The organism is Mesorhizobium loti R88b (genome assembly GCF_013170845.1).
GTDB classification, from domain to species: Bacteria; Pseudomonadota; Alphaproteobacteria; order Rhizobiales; family Rhizobiaceae; genus Mesorhizobium; species Mesorhizobium loti_B.
On the sequence record NZ_CP033367.1, the window covers coordinates 2,584,104 to 2,601,924 of the forward strand.

The window sequence follows — 17,821 nt, forward strand, 5'->3', positions numbered from 1 at the left end:
GGTCAACCCTTCATGAAGCCGATGAAATCGTCGGGTGCCGCGCGGCCCATCTCTTCTTCCCAGTGGCGGCGACAGAGCGAGACGTAGACGTCCTTGCCGATCGCCACCTGCTCGCCCTGGCGGGCCACCTTGCCGTCGGCGCCGAGACGCACGACCATCGTCGCCTTGCGGCCGCAGCGGCAGATGGTGCGCACCTCGCGCAGATCGTCGGCGATCGCCAGCAGCGCGCGCGAGCCGGAAAACAGCTTGCCCTGGAAATCGGTGCGCAGGCCGTAGCACATCACCGGAATGTTCAGCCGATCGGCGATGCGCGCCAATTGCCAGACCTGCTCTTCCTCGAGAAACTGCGCCTCGTCGACGAAGACGCAATGTACCGTCGTATGTTCGTGATGCTCGGCAACCCTGGCAAACAGGTCGTCGCCGTCGCGGAACATCTCGGCCTCGGTCTCCAGCCCGATGCGCGACGAGATCAGGCCGCTGTCGCCCTTGCGGTAATGGCCGGCGACGAACAGCATCGTCGTCATGCCGCGCTCGCGATAATTGTAGGATGCCTGCAAGAGCATCGTCGTCTTGCCGGCATTCATCGTTGCGTAGTTGAAGTAGAGTTTGGCCATGTTCCTCTTCTAAGCCGACTTGGCCCAGGGCGGGGAGGGGCCGCCGCCGCATTCCCCTGAAAAAGCCGGAGCGTCCCTGAAAAGCTTCTCTCGCCCCTCCCAAAAAAATGTCTGACACGACAAAAGCGTCAGCCGTGTCGCTGATTGGCCAGTCCGCGCCGTTGATCGTGATTGCCTTGACGCTTGAATCCACACCAGAATGGTGTTTGGCTGACGAAACAAGGCGGGCACAGAAACCGTAACTACGCTTCGCCAAAGAATCACAATGGGAGAATACCTATGTCGCGTATGAATACCTTCGCCGCCGGCCTTGGCCTTGCGGCTTTGTTGTCCACGAGTGCCGCCTTTGCCGGTGATGCGGCAAGCTGCAAGGCGGTGCGTCTCTCCGATGTCGGCTGGACCGACATCCAGGCGACCACTGGCGTCGCATCCGTTCTGCTCACCGCGCTAGGCTATGCGCCACAAACGATCCAGCTGTCGGTACCGGTGACCATGGCGTCGCTGAAGAACAAGGACCTTGACGTGTTCCTCGGCAACTGGATGCCGTCGATGACCAACGACATCAAGGACTACACCGCCGACGGTTCGGTCGAAACGATCAGCACCAACCTGACCGGTGCCGGCTACGGCATTGTCGTGCCGACCTATGTCGCGGATGCCGGCGTCAAGTCGCTGACCGACATCGGCAAGTTCAAGGACAAGTTCAACGGCAAGATCTACGGCATCGAAGCGGGCAATGACGGCAACCGCATCATCCTCGACATGATCAAGAACCCGAAGGACAATCTCGACGGTTTCGAGCTGGTCGAATCCTCGGAGGCCGGCATGCTGACCCAGGCCGAGCAGTCGATGAAGAACAATGAGTGGATCGCCTTCCTCGGCTGGACGCCGCATCCGGTGATGGGCGCCATGAAGATCACCTATCTCGACGGTATGGGTGACAGCGGCTTCGGCGCCGCGACCGTCTACACCAATGTGCGCAAGGGCTACACCACCGAATGCCCGAATGCCGGCAAGTTCATCGCCAATCTGAAGTTCAATCTGGACATGGAAGGCCAGATGATGGACGCGATCCTGAAGGGCGGCGACGCCAACACGGTGGCGGCCGCCTGGCTGAAGAAGAATCCGGATGCCGTAAAGCCATGGATTGCCGGTGTGACCACATTCGACGGTGGTGATGCCGCCGCAGCGATCAAGACCGCGCTCGGAAGCTGAGCCGACTGAATTCGGCAAGGCCGAACCAGGAAGGGCAGCCATCTTAGAAAAGGCTGCCCTTTTTCATATCCTGTGACAAGATGACGTTGCGCGAGCCGAGAGCAGGGCGGCTCCTGGACGAAGAGGGGTAAGATGGATCCGATTTCGCAGTTCATGGTCGATCACAAGATCCCGATCGGGGCCTGGGGAAAGGCGTTCTTCGGCTTCCTCACCGACAATTTCGACACCATCTTCAGAGCCTTCTCAAATGGCCTGAATTTCCTGCTCGACGGGCTGGTCAACGTCCTCTTGATGGTGCCGCCGGTGCTGCTGGCCCTCATCATCGCTGCTATCGCCTGGCTGCTGCAGCGCTCGCGGCCGCTCGCCATCGGTGTCTTCCTTGGCCTGATCTTCATCATCAACCAGAACCTCTGGAAGCAGACGGTGCAGACGCTGGTGCTGGTCGTCGCGGCCGCCGCCATGGCAATGGCCATCGGTGTGCCGCTCGGCATCTGGGCGGCGCACAAGCCGAAAGTCTACCGCATCATGCTGCCGGTGCTCGATCTGATGCAGACGCTGCCGACCTTCGTCTACCTGATCCCGGTGCTGACGCTGTTCGGCCTCGGCAACGCGCCTGGCCTCATCGTCACCATCATCTTCGTCATCCCGACCGCGGTCCGGCTCACCCATCTCGGTGTCGTCTCGGTGCCGAAGTCGATCATCGAGGCCGGAGAGGCGTTCGGCGCCACCAAGAGCCAGCTTTTGTGGAAGGTGGAACTGCCCTCGGCGCTGCCGACCATCATGGCCGGCCTGACGCAGTCGATCATGCTGTCGCTGTCGATGGTGGTGTTCGCCGCGCTGATCGGGGCCGGCGGTCTCGGCACTGAAATCAACCGCGCTCTCGGTTCGCGCCGCATCGACCTCGGGCTCGAAGCGGGCCTGGCCATCGTGGTGCTCGCCATCGTGCTCGACCGCATGACCCGTATCGCCGTTGGAGGCAAGAAATGACCGTCGCCGTCGATTTCAAGAACGTCGATATCGTCTTCGGCGCCGACCAGGCCGGCTCGCTGGCGATGATCGACAAGGGTGCGACCCGCGCCGAAATCCTCGAGAAGACCGGCAATGTGCTGGGCTGCGCCGGTGCCAGCCTGACCGTGCACGAGGGCGAGATCTCGGTGCTGATGGGCCTGTCGGGCTCCGGCAAGTCGACGCTGCTGCGGGCCGTCAACCGGCTCAATGTGGTGTCGCGCGGCCAGGTGCTGGTCAAGGACGGCGACAAGATCGTCGATGTCGTCACCTGCGACCAGGCCACGTTGCGGCGCCTGCGCCAGAAGCAGGTGGCGATGGTGTTCCAGCAATTCGGCCTGCTGCCGTGGCGCACCGTGGAGGAGAATGTCGGCCTCGGCCTCGAACTCGCCGGCGTGCCGGACGCCGAGCGCAAGGAACGCGTGCAACGCCAGCTCAAGCTGGTCAATCTCGACCAATGGTCGAACAAATATGCCCATGAACTCTCGGGCGGCATGCAGCAGCGCGTCGGCCTGGCGCGTGCCTTCGCCACCGAGGCGCCGATCCTTTTGATGGACGAGCCGTTCTCGGCGCTCGACCCGCTGATCCGCACCAAGCTGCAGGATGAGTTGCTGCAACTGCAGGCGCAACTGAAGAAGACCATCATCTTCGTCAGCCACGACCTCGAGGAAGCGCTGAAGATCGGCACCCACATCACGATCATGGAAGGCGGCCGCATCGTGCAGACCGGCGCGCCGGAAGACATCGTGCTGCGGCCCGCCAACGACTATGTCCGCGACTTCATCGCCAATGTGAATCCGTTGTCGGTGCTGACCGCCTGGAACGTGATGCGCGACAGCCGCGACCTGGAGCATGGTGACAATGGCTGGGTGTGGCTCGACCGTCGCAAGACGACGCGCTTCAAGATCGACGAGCATGGCCTGGTGGCGGCTGCCGAACGCGACGGCAAGCCGGCGGTCTGGGTATCCTGCGCCGATGTCGAAGGCCAGTCTGAGGAAGCGGCGCAAGTGTTCTGGGCCAATCCCGGCACCTCGCTGAAAACCGTGATGCTGGCCATGCACCGCTCGCAGACGGCGCCCGTGGCGCTGTTCGACGATCAGTCGCGATTTGTTGGCGCTATCGGCATCAGGGATGTGCTGAGCGCGGTGTTGCGGCGGTAGGCAGCCGCAGGAGGTCAAGCTGCCAGCGGCAGTCGCAGCTCGGTCAGCAGCCCGCCGCCCGGATGGTTGGACAGCCGGATCTCGCCGCCGGCGGCGCGTGCGATGTTGCGCGCGATGGTGAGGCCGAGCCCAAGGCCCCCGGTCTGGCGGTTGCGGGACTGTTCGAGCCGCACGAAGGAGCCGAACACGGCATCGATCTGCGCCTGCGGTATGCCCGGTCCTTCGTCGCGGATGGTGAGCGTGATCGTGCCGTCCGAGCGATGCAGGCTGAGATGCGCCTTCTTGCCGTAGGTGACCGCGTTCTGCACCAGATTGGTGACGCAGCGCTTGAGCGCCACCGGTCTAGCGATGCAGATCAGGCCGCGAGAACGGGTGTCGTCATTGTCGAACGAGACCTCGGGATAGGGGTCGGCGATCGATTCCACGAGCGACCAGAAGTCGATGCGCTCGGTCTTTTCCTCGTTCACCTCGAAGGTGGCGAAATCGATCACTGAACTGGCGATGCTCTCGACATCGGCGAGGTCGTGCGCCAACGCCTCGCGAACCGCCGATTTCCGCAACAGCTCCAGCCGCAGCCGCATCCGCGTCATCGGCGTGCGCAAATCATGCGCGAGTGCGGCGGCCAGATGTTCGCGGTCCTCGACATATTCGCGCAGCCTCGCCTGCATGGCGTTGATGGCTCTGGCGGCAGCGCGAACCTCGCGGCTGCCCGACTCGGCGATCGGCGGGCTCTTCAGGTCCTTGCCGATCCTGTTCACGGCGGTTTCCATCATCCGGTAGGGCGCCGTCAGCCGGCGCAGCGACCAGATCGACATGATCACCACCAGGCCGGCGATCAGCGCATAGAGCGGCAGGCTGTCGAAGCTCAGGATCGGGCCGACCGGCGTGATCGGCTCGGTGAAGTTCAGCCACTGGCCGTCGGCGAAGCGCAGCGAGGCCGTCAGCTTGTCGCTCTGGGCGAAATCGGCGGCCAGCACAAGAAGGTCGCGCTCGACCTGGCCGATATCGGGGCCGGACACTGTGTTGGCATCGTCGGCCTCGCGCGTTGCCGGATCGCGCCGCACGCGCGCGTCGGTGACGCCGAACTTCGACAGCCGGCCGACGAGGATGTCCTCGAGTTCGGCCAGTTCGTCGTCGCCGGCGATCGAGGAGGTGACGGCGGGCGTATCTGAAACGGTGAGCGCGTAAGTCGAGTTGAACAGCCCCGCGGCGGTCGCCTTGCGCTCCTCGGGCGTGGCGCCGCTCATCAGCTGCACCAGGGAGAAGGCGCGGTCATTGAGGCGATAGAGGTCGACCACGTCGTTGGCGGCGGCGCGGTCGCGCGACACGATGTAGAGGGTCGCGACCTGGCTGATCAAAAGGCCTGAAATGACGATCAGCAGCACCCAGACAGGCAAGGTCTGCGGCAGGAGACGTCTCATTCGGAGGTCGTCTCGGGCAGGAACTGGTAGCCGCCGCTGCGCACGGTCAGGATCAATTTCGGCGTTTTGGGGTCATCTTCCATCTTGCGCCGCAGCCGGCTGACCAGGATGTCGATGCTGCGGTCGAAGGAATAGTCGCTGTCGCCGCCGGAAAGCTCGATGAGCTGGTCGCGGGTCAGCACGCGCTGGGCGCTCTTGACGAAGGTCTGCAGCAGGTTGAACTCCGCCATGGTCAGTTCGACCCTGACATCGTCGGGTGCCGTCAGCCGGCGCCGCGAACAGTCCATCGTCCAGCCGGCGAAGTGGTAGATCTGCTTGGTGGTGGCGCGCTTCGGCTCGGCGGCACCATTGCGCCGCAGCACGGCGCGGATGCGCGCCAGCAGTTCGCGCGGGTCGAAAGGTTTGGGCACGTAGTCGTCGGCGCCCATTTCCAGGCCGACCACGCGGTCGGTCGTCTCGGTGACGGCGGTCAGCATGATGATCGGCGTCGAATATTGGGCGCGCAAGTCGCGGCACAGTTCCAGCCCGCTCTTGCCGGGCAACATCACGTCGAGCACGATGAGGTCCACCTGCGCGCGGCGCAGGACGGCCTCCATCTCGACACCGTCGGCGGCAACCGACGTGTGCAGGCCCCGCTTCTGGAAGAACTCCTGGAGCAGGTCGCGGATGCCCTTGTCGTCGTCGACGATCAGTATGTGTGCGTCGGATTTCACAGCTGTCCTGTCTCGATTGCCGGCCAAGTCATTCCGGCTGGTGAGCCACACGATAGAATTCGGGCCATATGTTGGCCAGTGCCTTGGATTTCAAGGGAGAATGAATTCCAGCTTCTCCACATGGAAAGCTATGGCCGCGCTGAAGCTCTCTATTCCAGACGTGGCGTTTTCCCAAAATCGGGACAACTTTTGGCGACACGTATCAGCCGAGCCCGCCAGACACAATCCAGAAACAAAATTCTACAATCGGGAAAAACTCCTGAAAAGGTAGGGCGGCATAACGGTGCCGTGGCGGTCAGGTTATCGGCTGCGACGCTAATCTCCGGGTTTACGGATAAACCGATGCCAAGGTTGTCGATCAGTTTGTTGGGAGCGTTGCTGGGCCTTGGCCTGGTCACTGCCGCTGTCGGCCAATCGGATGCAAAGGCGCCGCTCACCCGGAGCGAACGGTGCGCCAATCTCAGCCACCAATTTGATGAAGCCCTCGAAACCCATGCCACGGCAACGCAGGTCACCGCGGCAAAGGCACTTCAGAGAAAGGGCAACCGGTACTGCGCTGCCAAGAAACAGGCGCAGGGCATCCGGATGCTCGCCAACGCTTTGAAGCTGCTTGGAGTGACACCGAACGACCCGGTCCAGTGACACTCAAAACGACCCGCACTAAAAAGGAAATGAAGCCATGAAGAAGTCCATCCTGTCCGGCCTCGGCCTCGCCGTTGCTCTCGCGTTCTCGATGCCGGCTCTCGGCAACGCCGCCACCACGACCACCGCTGCTCCGGCTGCCACGACCACCGCTCCTGCGACCACGGCTCCGGCCACCGCTGCTCCGATGAAGGCAGCCCCGAAGAAGGTCGCCAAGAAGGCCGTCTGCAAGGTGACCAAGAAGCATAAGTGCCCGGTCAAGAAGGCCGCCCCGAAGGCTGCCCCGAAGGCTGCTCCGAAGAAGCCCTGATCAGCTTCGACGTCAGTTCTATCAAGGCCGTTCCAGCCGCAACCGGCTGGGGCGGCCTTCTGCCAGGAACCTAATCGAGCGGCTGAACGCCGGCAGCTTACAGCCAGTCACCTCGATCGTATTTAACCCGTTTTCAACGCCGGCCGTGTAGGACAATCCGCATGAAGAAGCGGCTTTCGTCCATTTTGCGTTCGATGGTGATTGGTGGCCTGGTGGCCACCGGAGTCGCCAGGGCGCTGATTCTGCTCACCGCCAGCCCCGTGCCCGACCCGGCCAGCGGCCGCACCGAGCCCTCGCTGTTTGCGCCGATCATTTCCAGCAACTGGGACTACATAACGCCTGTCCAGGCGTGGCTGCTGATCGTGCTTCTTGCCGTGACGCTGGTCTGCATTGCCGGATGGCCGATCGCGGCCTGGCTGGAACGCCGGGCCGGCGGTAATCGTCTGCGTCCCAATCTGGACCGTTGAACCGCGGTCAACCATTGCCCACATGATGGTGAAGTCTCGCGCCTGGTCGTCGACCGGCTGCGGGTCAATCAAAATAGACGATCGGCAAAATAGACGATCGGCAAAATAGACGATCGGTTTGGCCCGTGGCAAAATGCATGGGCGCTGATCCTCGATTGGGAAAATCACCGGTTCCGATGCCTGAAAACACCACAAAGCCACGCACGAAGGTCAAGCCGCAGACCGAGCGGCCAAAGCTCTACAAGGTCATCCTCATCAATGACGATTTCACGCCGCGTGAATTCGTGGTGACGGTGCTGAAGGGCGAGTTCAAGCTCAGTGAGGACCAGGCGCACAAGGTCATGATTACAGCACATCGGCACGGCGTTTGCGTGGTCGCGGTCTTCACCCGGGATGTCGCCGAGACCAAGGCAACGCGGGCCACTGACGCCGGCAAGGCCAAGGGCTATCCGTTGCTGTTCACGACGGAGCCGGAGGAGTAGAGGCAGCGTCTTTCTCCCCGTCACTATACGGGGAGAAATGTCCGGCAGGACAATGAGGGGCGGCGCCGAAGGGTGATAATAGTTCGCTTCGATGAGCTGTGGAGATCGCCAATCACGTGGGGTCAGCGCTGCCCCTCATCCGCCCTTCGGGCACCTTCTCCCCGTAAACGGGGAGAAGGAAAAAGGGCGCAGCTACCGTCCCTCGCGGTACCACATCGAACCCATTGCCAGCAGCAGCAGGCCGAGGCCGAGGAAGCCGCCGAACAGCGGCACGCGCGAGACGGCCTTCAGCACGCTGTCGTCGGTGGTGCGCAGGCCGATCCAGTCGCTGCCGGAGGCTTCGCCGGAAGAACGAACCGGCACGATGGAAGGCAAGGTCACATCGCTGCCCAGGGCCGTGGATGAGGCCAGCCGGCGCACGCTGCCGCCGGTGGCCTCGGTTGGTGCCCTCAGACGATTTTCAGTGGAGATGACGTCGGCGAATTCCGGCGCGTTGACCGGTCCGACATGGGCGAGCGCGGTGAGATCGCCATTGGCGACCTGGAACAGGCCGATCTCGTTGGTCTGGACGCTGCCCAAGAAGACGCCGGGCTCGGATTTGTCGAGCTTGACGGTCAAGGTCTTGCCGGACGGGGTGATGATCTGCGCCGCGCCGGGTTCGTCGGCCATGGTCTGGCGGCGGATCTCCAGCACCATGCCGCGTCCCTCCGCGGTCAGCCGCTCTTCCTCGAGCTCCGGCTCCTTCATCAGCCAGTGGGCGATGCGCCGATAGAGCTGGACATGCGGGCCGCCGCCCTCGAAGCCGCGTGCCCACAGCCAGCCCTGATCGGACAGAAGCATGCCGACGCGGCCTTCGCCCTTGCGGTCGAGCAGCAGCAGCGGCCGGTTGTCGGCGCCCTTCATCACCACTTCACCTTGCGGATTCTGCACGCCGATGGTGCGGAACCAGCGGCTCCAGTGCGGCGGCTCGGTGGCCGAACCGTCGAGGCCACGCGTCACCGGATGACGCTGGCCAAGTTCGGTGAGGCGCGGATAGAAGGCCTTTTCGACCACTTCGCCGGTCGGCATCGCCGGCAGGGCCGACATTAGCGGTGTGCGCGCGATCGAAGCCTCGCCGGCATATTCGGGCCCAGCGGCGATCAGCAGCGCGCCGCCCTTTTCGACATATTCGGAGATGTAGTCGTAATAGAGGATCGGCAGCACGTCGCGGTGCTGGTAGCGGTCGAAGATGATGAGGTCGAAATCCTTGATCTTCTCGACGAACAGCTCGCGGGTCGGGAAGGCTATCAGCGACAATTCGTTGATCGGCGTGCCGTCCTGCTTTTCCGGCGGCCGCAGAATGGTGAAATGGACGAGATCGACCGAGGCGTCGGATTTCAGCAGGTTGCGCCAGGTGCGCTCGCCGGCATGCGGCTCGCCCGAAACCAGCAGCACGCGCAAATTCTCGCGGATGCCGTCGACCAGCGCGATGGCGCGGTTGTTGGTGTCGGTCAGTTCGCCGGGTTCGCGGTCGATGGCGAGTTCGATGATGTTGCGCCCGGCGCCGGGAATGGTCACCTGCAACGGCATGGTCTGGCCGACCGTGGCATGCTCGACCGCGACCTGTTCGCCGTTGACCGAGACGCGCACATCGACCGGGCCGGTCTCGTTTTCCGTCGAGATGACGCGGTAGCTCATGTCGAGCGGCTTGCCGACAAGGCCGAAGCGCGGGGCGTTGTCGAAGCGGATGCGGCGATCCTTTTCGTGGTCGTTGCCGGTGATCAGCGCATGCAGCGGGGCGTTGAAGTCGGGCGCACCCGGCGGCGCGTCATGCACCTCGCCATCGGTGATCATGATGGCGCCGCCGATACGCGAGGGCGGTACGTCGCGGAAGGCACCTTCCAGCGCGCCGAACAGCCGCGTTTCGGTGCGCTCTTCGGCGGCTTCGGACTTGCCGGCCTCGACGACGCGGAGATCGAATTGCTTGAAGCGGCCAAGCCGTTGCTGCAGCCCGGCCAGGGCCTCATCGGTCTGCCTGGTGCGGTCGCCAATATCCTGGCTCTGACTGCGGTCGACGATCAGCGCGACAACGCTCTTCAGCGGCTCGCGCTCCTCATTGAGGAACACCGGGTTGAACAGCGCGGCGGCGAGTGCCAGCAGGGCAACGAAGCGCAGGATACCGCCGCGCTGGCGAAACCACAGGCCGACAAGCGCCAGCAGCGCTAGCGGCACCAATACCAGGGCCAGCAATGGCCAGGAGATCAGGGGTTCAAAAGAGATCGACCAGTTCATTCCTTACCCTCCCGCTTGAGGGGAGGGCTTATCCGCTGAGGGTGCGCAACAAGGAGCGTCATCTTACTGCCCCAGCCGTTCGAGCAGAATGGGCACGTGCACCTGGTCGGATTTATAGTTGCCGGTCAGCATGTACATCATGATGTTGACGCCGGCGCGCAGCGCGTAGACGCGCTGCATCGGGTCGGCCGGCACGGTCGGCAGCAGCGGGTCGCCATTCTCGTCGACCGCCCAGGCGCCGGCGAAATCATTGGCGGTGATCATGATCGGCGAAACACCGTCGCCGGTGCGCACCGGGCGATTGTCGGCGTTGCTGGCGTCGAGCGATGCCTCCACCCAGAGCGGGCTGCCGGCGAAGCGGCCGGGAAATTCGGGCAGGATGAAAAAGGATTTGGTCAGCACGTGGTCCGACGGCACCGGCTCCAGCGGCGGCACGTTGAGGTTGCCGAGGATGTCGCGTAGCCGCTCCGTCGCCGGGCTGGTCGAATCGGCGCCGATGCCGTTGGCGAACTGGTCGCGCGTGTCGAACAGCACCGTGCCGCCCTGTTGCATATAGGCGTCGATGCGGGCGATCGCGGCTTGGCTCGGCATGGGGGCGGCCGGATTGATCGGCCAGTAGATCAGCGGGTAGAAAGACAGTTCGTCCTTCGAAATGTCGACGCCGGCCGGCGCGCCGGGTTCGAGCGCCGTCTTCTCGATCAGGAAGCGGGTCAGGCCCTCAAGCCCGGCGCGGCTGATCGAATCGTCGCCCGGCACGCCGGTCAGCACATAGGCGATACGGGTCTTCGAGATCGCCTCGATGGCCGCATCGTCGCCCGGTCTGGCATCATCGGCGCGGGCGAAATCGGCATGGCCGAACCCTGCGCCAAGCGCAATCAGGACTGCAGCGGTGGTGGCCACGGCGCCAGCACGGCGCGGCCGGCGCGAAAACAGGCCGCCCATCCAGAACACCGCCAGCGTGTCGAGCAGCATCAGCACCAGGGCTGCCGCGACCAGCGAGCCCTTCAAATTGCGCGATTCATCGAAAGCATACTGGATCGTGGTCATCGGAACCGCGATCTGCGGACGCGCCAGTGGCTCAAACGTGCTTGCGGCGTCGAGCAGATTGTGGGCGAAGACGCCGGTCTCGGAACCATAGAGGCCGGGCGGGTTCTCGAAGGTCACCGGCAGCGCGCCGGCGCCGGGTACCAGCGGCCGCGCATCCGGTGTCGGCGGCACCAGCGAACCGTCGGCCGCGATCATGCGGTAGGGCGCCAGCGACGTGGCGGCGGCTTCGGCATTGGCGATCGCAGCACCCTGGTTGCGCGACAGCTGGACGATGCGGCGCAGCATCTCGACGAAGCTACCGGAGATCGGCAGGTTCGACCATGTCGCCTCGGGCGTGACGTGGAACAGCACCAGCGTGCCCTTGCCTTTCTTCAGCCCGGTGACCAGCGGCGTGCCATCGGCAAGAGCGGCCCAGGTGCGTTCGACAATATCGGGTGTCGGCTCGGCCAGCACCTGCCTGTTGACGGTCACCTCGGTGGGCGGGGCCAGATCGGCGAAGGGACCGGCCTTGGGAAATTCGGTGACCGGCTGCGGCGAGGTCCATGACAGGGCGCCGCCCAGCGAACGCTCACCGGTGCGCAGGCGGACCGGCAGCAAATCGTCGTCATTGCCGGCGGCGGCCAGCCGCGAACCGGCGAAACGCACCAGCGTGCCTCCATTGTCGACCCAGTCGACCAGCCTTTGCCGGACCTGCGCCGGGATGGTGCCGACGTCGGCCATGATGATCATCGCCGGCTTCTGGTCGAGGATCTGCGGGATGGCGTCGGCGAGGTCGGCGCTGGAGGGCTCGACCAGGTCGGCGAAGGGCTGCAGCGCGCGCCTGATGTAGTAGAGCGGCGACAGAAGCGGTTGCGCCTGGTCTGCCTCGGCCTGCGACAGCAATCCGACACGGCGGCGCTTGGAGCTTTCGTCGAGCACGCGCACCGCACCCGCCTGGCGCTCACCGTCGAGCGCGATCGAGGCGAAGTCGTTGCGCAGCTCGAACGGCACGGTCATGGTGCCGGTGGCGGTGGCTTCGCCCGGGGCGAAGGTCAGCGTCGCATCGGCGATGCGGCGGCCCTTGTCGTCGAAGGCGCCGGCGGTGACCTGGGCAGGCGCCGGATCGCCCGGCGCGCGGATTGCGGTCAGAGCAAAGCCGTCGACCTGGTTGTCGGCGCCGGTCAGGCCGGTCAGCGACAGCCGGTCAGCGGTCGCCCAGACGACGCGGGCGGCATTTTTCGACAGCAGCGTGTTGAAGGCGGCTTCGTCGCCCTTGGCCGCCAGGCCGTCGGCCAGAACGGCGACGCTGGCGCCGGGCAAGGTCGCCAGCACGCCGGCGACGCGCGCATAGACGGCGGGCCGGTCGGTAGGGATCGGCCGCGGCTTGGCGGCGCGCAGCCGGTCGAGTGCGGCTGCGGCATCGAAGGGGCCGATCTCGGCATTGGCCTTTTCGGCGGTGAAGGCGATGATAACAGGCACGCCGTTCGAACCGGCATCGTGGATCAGCCGCTCGGCCGTGGCGACGCGCTTGTTCCAGTCGGCGGCGCTGGCCCAGTCATTGTCGATGACCAGCGCGAGCGCTGCACCCTCGGCCGGCAGTTTTTCGCGCGGGTTGAAGACCGGTTCGGCAAGGGCTGCGACGATGAGCGCCGCCATGAGCAGCCTGAGCAGCGTCAGCCACCATGGGCTCTGCTGCGGGGTCTCCTCGCGCTTGAGCACGCGGGCCAGGATTTTCAGTGGCGGGAAGATCTCGGCCTGCGGCTTGGGTGGGGTCAGCCGCAGCAGCCACCAGATCACCGGCAGCGCCAGCAGGCCCCACAGCACCATGGGAGCGCCAAAGGAGAGCGGCAGCCAGCTCATGCGACGGCCACCTTTCCAGGCTGACTGGCACGAGCGCCAGCGTTCGGCCCGGCATATGAGCCATCGGCGGTCATCGCCATGTGCAGGCGCACCAGCGCGTCGGAAGCGAGCCGGTCCGTGTGGTTGACGGTAAAGCTCCAGCCGAGGCGCTTGCACCAGCCGGCCAGCTCCTGGCGGCGGGCGGTGTAGAGCAGGCGGTACTCGTCGCCGAGCATTTCGGCGCGACCGGCGGTCAGTTTTTCGCCGGTCTCGGGATCGGTGAACTCGGTGCGGCCGGCATAGGGGAAGGTCTCCTCGGCCGGATCGGCGACCTCGATCAGGTGGGCGCGCACGCCGTGGCGGGCGAGCACGTCGAGCCAGGCCATTGTCTCTTCGACCGGATCGAGGAAATCGCTGACGATGACGATGTCGCAGAAGCGCCTGATGTCGGAGAGGTCGGGCTTGGCCGGCAGATCGCCGGCATGCATCAGCTGGGCGGCGATGCGCTCGGCGCCGTTGCGGGCGGTGAAGGGATCGGTCAGCCCGGGCCAGGCGATGCGCTCGCCGCTGCGCGACAACAATTCGGCCATGGCCAGCGCCAGCACCAGCGCGCGCGATTGCTTGGAAACGCTGGCGCCGGTCGATTTGTAGAGCATGGATGGCGAGGGGTCGGCCCAGAGCCAGACCGTATGGGCGGCTTCCCATTCGCGGTCGCGCACATAGGTGTGGTCGTCGCGCGCCGAGCGGCGCCAGTCGATGCGCGAGGAATCGCCTTCGACATAGGGCCGGAACTGCCAGAAATTCTCGCCGATGCCGCGTTTGCGGCGGCCGTGCCAGCCGGCGATCACGGTGTTGACGATGCGGCGCGCCTCGACCAGCAGGTCGGGCACAAGCGAAGCCCGCAACCGGCCACGGGCGAGCGCGTCACGCGTCGCTGCCGGAGCCTGGACCTCGCCGATGCGCGCCATTAAATCCCTTTCACCAGTTTCGCCACCACATCGCGCACGCTGGTGCCCTCGGCGCGGGCGGCGAAGGTCAGCGCCATACGGTGCTGCAGCACCGGCTCGGCCAGTGCCCGCACGTCGTCGACCGAGGGTGCCAGCCGTCCGTCGTAGAGCGCGCGCGCCCTCGTGCACAGCATCAGCGCCTGGCTGGCGCGCGGGCCGGGACCCCAGGCGACATGCTTGTCGGTTTCGGCATTGCCCTGGCCCGGACGCGCAGAGCGCACCAAAGTGAGGATCGCCTCGACAACGCTTTCGGGTACCGGCATGCGGCGGATCAGCGTCTGGATTTCCTTCAACCGTGCCGGTTGCAGCACGTTCTGGGCTTTTGCGTCCTCGATGCCGGTGGTTTCCAAGAGGATGCGGCGCTCTGCCTCGATTTCGGGATAGAGGATGTCGACCTGCATCAGGAAGCGGTCGAGCTGGGCTTCCGGCAGCGGATAGGTGCCTTCCTGTTCCAGCGGGTTCTGCGTCGCCAGCACATGGAAGGGCGCGGGCAAATCGTAGCGGGCACCGGCGATGGTGACATGGTACTCCTGCATGGCCTGCAGCAGCGCCGACTGGGTGCGCGGCGAGGCGCGGTTGATCTCGTCGGCCATCAGCAACTGGGCGAAGATCGGGCCGGAGATGAAGCGGAAGGAGCGCTTGCCGGTCTCATCCTGCTCCATGACCTCGGAGCCGAGAATGTCGGACGGCATCAGGTCGGGCGTGAACTGGATGCGGCGTGAATCGAGGCCGAGCACGATGCCCAACGTTTCGACCAGCTTGGTCTTGGCGAGACCCGGAACGCCGACGAGAAGCGCATGGCCGCCGGCCAGCACCGCCACCAAAGTACGCTCGACAACGTTCTCCTGGCCGAAGATGACCCGGCCGACGCCGTCGCGGATCCTGGAAATATCCACCAGCGCCTTCTCGGCCTCTGCGACCATGTCCGTTTCGCTGATCGGGCTTTCCTTGACCATCACGCTCATGCAGCTCGATCCCTTTTTGCCTGGAGATACCTATGGTTGGAAATACGGCAGCACCATAGCATAAGTTGCCGCGATTCGGCCTCGCGTAGTGGCTATGGTCGAACTTAAATCACAGACTTAGGCTGACAAGCGGAACAACAGTGACTATTTCGTGACGATGACGGAACACTACGAACATCGCGAACAAAGCCTTACGAGCGCCACCGAGGCGCGCGGCCTGGAGGCGTTGATCTCGCGCGCGGCGCGTGCCGGCAAGGGTGCGGCACCCGTCGAGCGCTGGAATCCGGACTTTTGCGGCGATCTCGACATGGAGATCAAGGCCGACGGCACCTGGTTCTACCTGGGAACGCCGATCGGCCGCATGCCGCTGGTGCAGCTTTTCTCTTCCGTGCTGCGCAAGGACGAAGACGGCAGGACCTATCTTGTGACGCCTGTGGAAAAGGTCGGCATCCGTGTCGCCGACGCGCCGTTCATCGCCGTCGAGATGGATGTTTCGGGCAGTGGTGACGAACAGATCATCACCTTCCGCACCAATGTCGGCGACGTCGTCGAGGCCGGGCCGGAGCGGCCGCTGCGCTTCGTCGACGAGAGCGAGACCGGCGGCCTGAAGCCCTATTTGCTGGTGCGCGGCAGGCTGGAGGCGCTGGTGGCGCGGCCTGTGATGTACGAACTGGTCGGGCATGGTGAGGAGATCGAGATCGGCGGCAAGACGATGTTTGCCGTGCGGTCCAAGGGCACGGTGTTTCCGATTATGCCGGCGGACCAGTTGAGACGGCTGAGCGCATGATGGATCAGGTGTCATTGGTGCCGTTTTCATCGGCGGATTTCCGCGCGCGGTTCGCCGCGCAGCGGCAAGCGCATGCCGGCGACGATTATGGCGACCATCGCTTCAATCCCGGGCATCCGCGACTCAATCAGGGCAAGGCGCTGCGCAATGCCGCGGTGCTGATCCCGGTGGTCGATCACCCGGGCGAAGCGACGGTTCTCTTGACCAAGCGGGCCGAAAAGCTGCGCAGCCATTCGGGCCAGGTGGCCTTTCCCGGCGGCACCATCGACCCGACAGACGCAAGCCCAGAGGCGGCGGCGCTGCGCGAGACCTTCGAGGAGATCGGCATTGACCGGGATCGCATCGAGATCATCGGCCGCATGCCCGACTATGTCGCCGGCAGCGGCTACCGCATCGCACCGGTGCTGGGCATCGTGCGGCCAGGCTTCGAGCTGACCTTGAACGCAGACGAGGTCGACGCAGCCTTCGAAGTGCCGCTGCGTTTCCTCATGGATCCGGCGAACCACAAGCGTGACAGCCGCATGTGGAACGATCTCGAATGGTTCTTCTACGACATGCCGTATGGCGACCGGCGCATCTGGGGCGTCACCGCCGGCATCATCCGTACGCTCTATGAAAGGCTCTATGCGTGAGTGTTTCGATCGCGGGCAGGGCCGACTGGCTCACCGACAAGCATCTGCAGCGCTTGCTTGCCGCCCTGGCTGAAGGCGGTGAGGAGGCGCGTATCGCCGGCGGCGCCGTGCGGAACGTGCTGATGGGCCAACCGGTCGCCGATATCGACATCGCCACCACCTGTTTGCCTGATGAAACCATCCGCCGCGCCGAGGCGGAAGGCTTCAAGCCGGTGCCGACCGGCATCGAGCACGGCACGATCACCGTCGTTGCCGGCGGCAAGCCCTATGAAATCACCACCTTGCGCGCCGATGTCGAGACCGACGGTCGCCGCGCCAAGGTGTTGTTCGGACGCGACTGGAAGCTGGATGCCGAGCGGCGCGACTTCACCATCAACGCGCTCTACGCCGAAGCGGATGGCAGCGTTGTCGACCTGGTCGGTGGCATTGCTGACATCGAGGCGCGGCGGCTGCGCTTCATCGGCGATGCGGAAGCGCGCATCAGTGAGGATTATCTGCGCATCCTGCGCTTTTTCCGCTTCTTTGCCTGGTATGGCGAAGGCCGGCCTGACGCCGAGGGGCTGAAGGCCTGCGCCCGGCTGAAGGAAGGCCTGGCGCAACTCTCGGCGGAGCGCGTCTGGTCCGAACTGAAGAAGCTCTTGTCGGCGCCTGACCCGTCGCGGGCGCTGCTGTGGATGCGGCAGGCAAGTGTGCTGACCACCGCGCTGCCGGAAAGCGAGAAATGGGGCATCGATGCCATCCACGGGCTGACCAAGGCCGAGAAGGATCTGGGCTGGGCGGCCGATCCGCTGCTGCGGCTGGAGGCGATCGTGCCGCCGGATGCCGCGCGCATGAAGATACTCGCCGAGCGGCTGAGGTTTTCGACCGCGGAATCAGACCGCTTGCGCCACTGGGCACTCTCCACGGCCGTCGAGCCGAAGACGACCGAGAGCGAACTGGCGAAAAGGCTTTATCGCGGTGACAAGCAAGGGTTTGTCGACCGGCTGCGGCTGTCGCTTGCCGCCGCGCGGGTGCGCGCTGTCGAGGACAATGCCGCGCTGCTCGAAGCCGGCGGCTTCTCGCGCCTGCTGGCCTTCGCGCTCAAATGGGAAAAACCGGTGTTTCCGCTGAAAGGCGCCGATCTGGCGGCGCTCGGCGCAACGCCTGGGCCGAAACTGGGCGAAATCCTCAAGAATCTCGAGGCGGAATGGATCGAAGCGGGGTTTGCGCCCGATCGCGGCGCGCTGCTCGAACGCGCCGCAGAGGCCCTTGAAACCTAATCAAAT

The 17,821-nt window shown here is 64.7% G+C and carries 17 protein-coding genes; 10 read left to right on the plus strand and 7 right to left on the minus strand.

The genetic code is table 11. The features are described from left to right. Positions 1–2 precede the first annotated feature (2 nt). A complete protein-coding gene (locus EB235_RS12445; RefSeq protein WP_027030684.1) occupies positions 3–614 on the minus strand; it encodes a thymidine kinase in 612 nt (203 codons plus the stop codon). 279 nt (positions 615–893) lie between these two features. On the opposite strand from EB235_RS12445, the gene choX reads away from it, so the two are divergent. The 3 genes from choX (at position 894) to choV (ending at position 3,994) form a co-directional block, all read left to right on the plus strand. Beyond that, positions 894–1,829: a choline ABC transporter substrate-binding protein gene (choX, locus tag EB235_RS12450; RefSeq protein WP_027030683.1), complete on the plus strand. Its 936-nt coding sequence runs from the start codon at positions 894–896 to the stop codon at positions 1,827–1,829. 132 nt (positions 1,830–1,961) lie between these two features. Next, a complete protein-coding gene (choW, locus tag EB235_RS12455) occupies positions 1,962–2,816 on the plus strand; it encodes a choline ABC transporter permease subunit (protein WP_027030682.1) in 855 nt (284 codons plus the stop codon). After that, positions 2,813–3,994, plus strand: coding sequence for a choline ABC transporter ATP-binding protein (gene choV, locus EB235_RS12460; RefSeq protein WP_027030681.1), 1,182 nt, complete (start codon positions 2,813–2,815; stop codon positions 3,992–3,994). Before choW ends, choV begins: the two co-directional genes overlap by 4 nt. A 14-nt stretch (positions 3,995–4,008) precedes the next feature. Here choV and EB235_RS12465 read toward each other — a convergent pair whose 3' ends face one another. Beyond that, the gene (locus tag EB235_RS12465) at positions 4,009–5,415 is read right to left on the minus strand and encodes an ATP-binding protein (protein ID WP_027030680.1); all 1,407 of its coding nucleotides are present in this window, start codon (positions 5,413–5,415) and stop codon (positions 4,009–4,011) included. Continuing rightward, complete coding sequence (locus EB235_RS12470) at positions 5,412–6,128, minus strand: response regulator (RefSeq protein ID WP_027030679.1); 717 nt, start codon at positions 6,126–6,128, stop codon at positions 5,412–5,414. Before EB235_RS12470 ends, EB235_RS12465 begins: the two co-directional genes overlap by 4 nt. Before the next feature lie 342 nt (positions 6,129–6,470). Here EB235_RS12470 and EB235_RS12475 point away from each other — a divergent pair, with 342 nt between their 5' ends. The 4 genes from EB235_RS12475 to clpS all read left to right on the plus strand — a co-directional run bounded on the left by EB235_RS12475 (position 6,471) and on the right by clpS (position 8,029). Further along, complete coding sequence (locus EB235_RS12475; RefSeq protein WP_013893442.1) at positions 6,471–6,770, plus strand: hypothetical protein; 300 nt, start codon at positions 6,471–6,473, stop codon at positions 6,768–6,770. A gap of 37 nt (positions 6,771–6,807) precedes the next feature. Continuing rightward, complete coding sequence (locus EB235_RS12480; RefSeq protein ID WP_027030678.1) at positions 6,808–7,080, plus strand: hypothetical protein; 273 nt, start codon at positions 6,808–6,810, stop codon at positions 7,078–7,080. A gap of 161 nt (positions 7,081–7,241) precedes the next feature. Next, entirely contained in the window at positions 7,242–7,547 is a 306-nt protein-coding gene (locus EB235_RS12485; RefSeq protein ID WP_032925525.1) for a hypothetical protein, read from the plus strand. A 176-nt stretch (positions 7,548–7,723) separates the two neighbouring features. Then, positions 7,724–8,029, plus strand: a complete 306-nt coding sequence (gene clpS, locus EB235_RS12490; RefSeq protein WP_027030677.1) for an ATP-dependent Clp protease adapter ClpS — start codon at positions 7,724–7,726, stop codon at positions 8,027–8,029. A 192-nt stretch (positions 8,030–8,221) separates the two neighbouring features. Here the strand turns inward: clpS and EB235_RS12495 are convergent, their stop codons facing one another. From EB235_RS12495 to EB235_RS12510, 4 genes are all read right to left on the minus strand, one after another. Then, complete coding sequence (locus EB235_RS12495; protein ID WP_027030676.1) at positions 8,222–10,300, minus strand: membrane protein; 2,079 nt, start codon at positions 10,298–10,300, stop codon at positions 8,222–8,224. Between the two features lie 63 nt (positions 10,301–10,363). After that, positions 10,364–13,186 (minus strand): DUF4159 domain-containing protein, encoded by a 2,823-nt coding sequence (locus tag EB235_RS12500; protein ID WP_027030675.1) that lies wholly within the window; start codon positions 13,184–13,186, stop codon positions 10,364–10,366. Beyond that, positions 13,183–14,133 (minus strand): DUF58 domain-containing protein, encoded by a 951-nt coding sequence (locus EB235_RS12505; protein WP_027030674.1) that lies wholly within the window; start codon positions 14,131–14,133, stop codon positions 13,183–13,185. The genes EB235_RS12500 and EB235_RS12505 overlap by 4 nt, the downstream gene beginning before the upstream one ends. Next, the gene (locus tag EB235_RS12510) at positions 14,133–15,137 is read right to left on the minus strand and encodes an AAA family ATPase (protein ID WP_027030673.1); all 1,005 of its coding nucleotides are present in this window, start codon (positions 15,135–15,137) and stop codon (positions 14,133–14,135) included. Before EB235_RS12510 ends, EB235_RS12505 begins: the two co-directional genes overlap by 1 nt. A gap of 157 nt (positions 15,138–15,294) precedes the next feature. On the opposite strand from EB235_RS12510, the gene EB235_RS12515 reads away from it, so the two are divergent. Genes EB235_RS12515 through EB235_RS12525 form a run of 3 tightly spaced genes read left to right on the plus strand, consistent with a single transcriptional unit; the run spans position 15,295 to position 17,815 of the window. After that, positions 15,295–15,924 (plus strand): DUF1285 domain-containing protein, encoded by a 630-nt coding sequence (locus EB235_RS12515; protein WP_027030672.1) that lies wholly within the window; start codon positions 15,295–15,297, stop codon positions 15,922–15,924. Beyond that, positions 15,924–16,556 (plus strand): CoA pyrophosphatase, encoded by a 633-nt coding sequence (locus EB235_RS12520; RefSeq protein WP_027030671.1) that lies wholly within the window; start codon positions 15,924–15,926, stop codon positions 16,554–16,556. The genes EB235_RS12515 and EB235_RS12520 overlap by 1 nt, the downstream gene beginning before the upstream one ends. Beyond that, positions 16,553–17,815 carry a CCA tRNA nucleotidyltransferase gene (locus tag EB235_RS12525; RefSeq protein WP_027030670.1) on the plus strand — a complete coding sequence of 421 codons (1,263 nt, stop codon included), beginning with the start codon at positions 16,553–16,555 and terminating at the stop codon, positions 17,813–17,815. The genes EB235_RS12520 and EB235_RS12525 overlap by 4 nt, the downstream gene beginning before the upstream one ends. The last annotated feature ends 6 nt before the right edge of the window (positions 17,816–17,821 follow it).

Excerpts from the sequence above, each read along its gene's own strand:
- EB235_RS12515 (WP_027030672.1), top strand. The coding sequence starts at position 15,295 with ATGACGGAACACTACGAACATCGCGAACAAAGCCTTACGAGCGCCACC.
- EB235_RS12510 (WP_027030673.1), bottom strand. The coding sequence starts at position 15,137 with ATGAGCGTGATGGTCAAGGAAAGCCCGATCAGCGAAACGGACATGGTC.
- EB235_RS12505 (WP_027030674.1), bottom strand. The coding sequence starts at position 14,133 with ATGGCGCGCATCGGCGAGGTCCAGGCTCCGGCAGCGACGCGTGACGCG.
- EB235_RS12445 (WP_027030684.1), bottom strand. The coding sequence starts at position 614 with ATGGCCAAACTCTACTTCAACTACGCAACGATGAATGCCGGCAAGACG.
- EB235_RS12485 (WP_032925525.1), top strand. The coding sequence starts at position 7,242 with ATGAAGAAGCGGCTTTCGTCCATTTTGCGTTCGATGGTGATTGGTGGC.
- choV (WP_027030681.1), top strand. The coding sequence starts at position 2,813 with ATGACCGTCGCCGTCGATTTCAAGAACGTCGATATCGTCTTCGGCGCC.
- clpS (WP_027030677.1), top strand. The coding sequence starts at position 7,724 with ATGCCTGAAAACACCACAAAGCCACGCACGAAGGTCAAGCCGCAGACC.
- EB235_RS12465 (WP_027030680.1), bottom strand. The coding sequence starts at position 5,415 with ATGAGACGTCTCCTGCCGCAGACCTTGCCTGTCTGGGTGCTGCTGATC.
- EB235_RS12475 (WP_013893442.1), top strand. The coding sequence starts at position 6,471 with ATGCCAAGGTTGTCGATCAGTTTGTTGGGAGCGTTGCTGGGCCTTGGC.
- EB235_RS12495 (WP_027030676.1), bottom strand. The coding sequence starts at position 10,300 with ATGAACTGGTCGATCTCTTTTGAACCCCTGATCTCCTGGCCATTGCTG.
- choX (WP_027030683.1), top strand. The coding sequence starts at position 894 with ATGTCGCGTATGAATACCTTCGCCGCCGGCCTTGGCCTTGCGGCTTTG.
- choW (WP_027030682.1), top strand. The coding sequence starts at position 1,962 with ATGGATCCGATTTCGCAGTTCATGGTCGATCACAAGATCCCGATCGGG.
- EB235_RS12480 (WP_027030678.1), top strand. The coding sequence starts at position 6,808 with ATGAAGAAGTCCATCCTGTCCGGCCTCGGCCTCGCCGTTGCTCTCGCG.
- EB235_RS12500 (WP_027030675.1), bottom strand. The coding sequence starts at position 13,186 with ATGAGCTGGCTGCCGCTCTCCTTTGGCGCTCCCATGGTGCTGTGGGGC.
- EB235_RS12520 (WP_027030671.1), top strand. The coding sequence starts at position 15,924 with ATGGATCAGGTGTCATTGGTGCCGTTTTCATCGGCGGATTTCCGCGCG.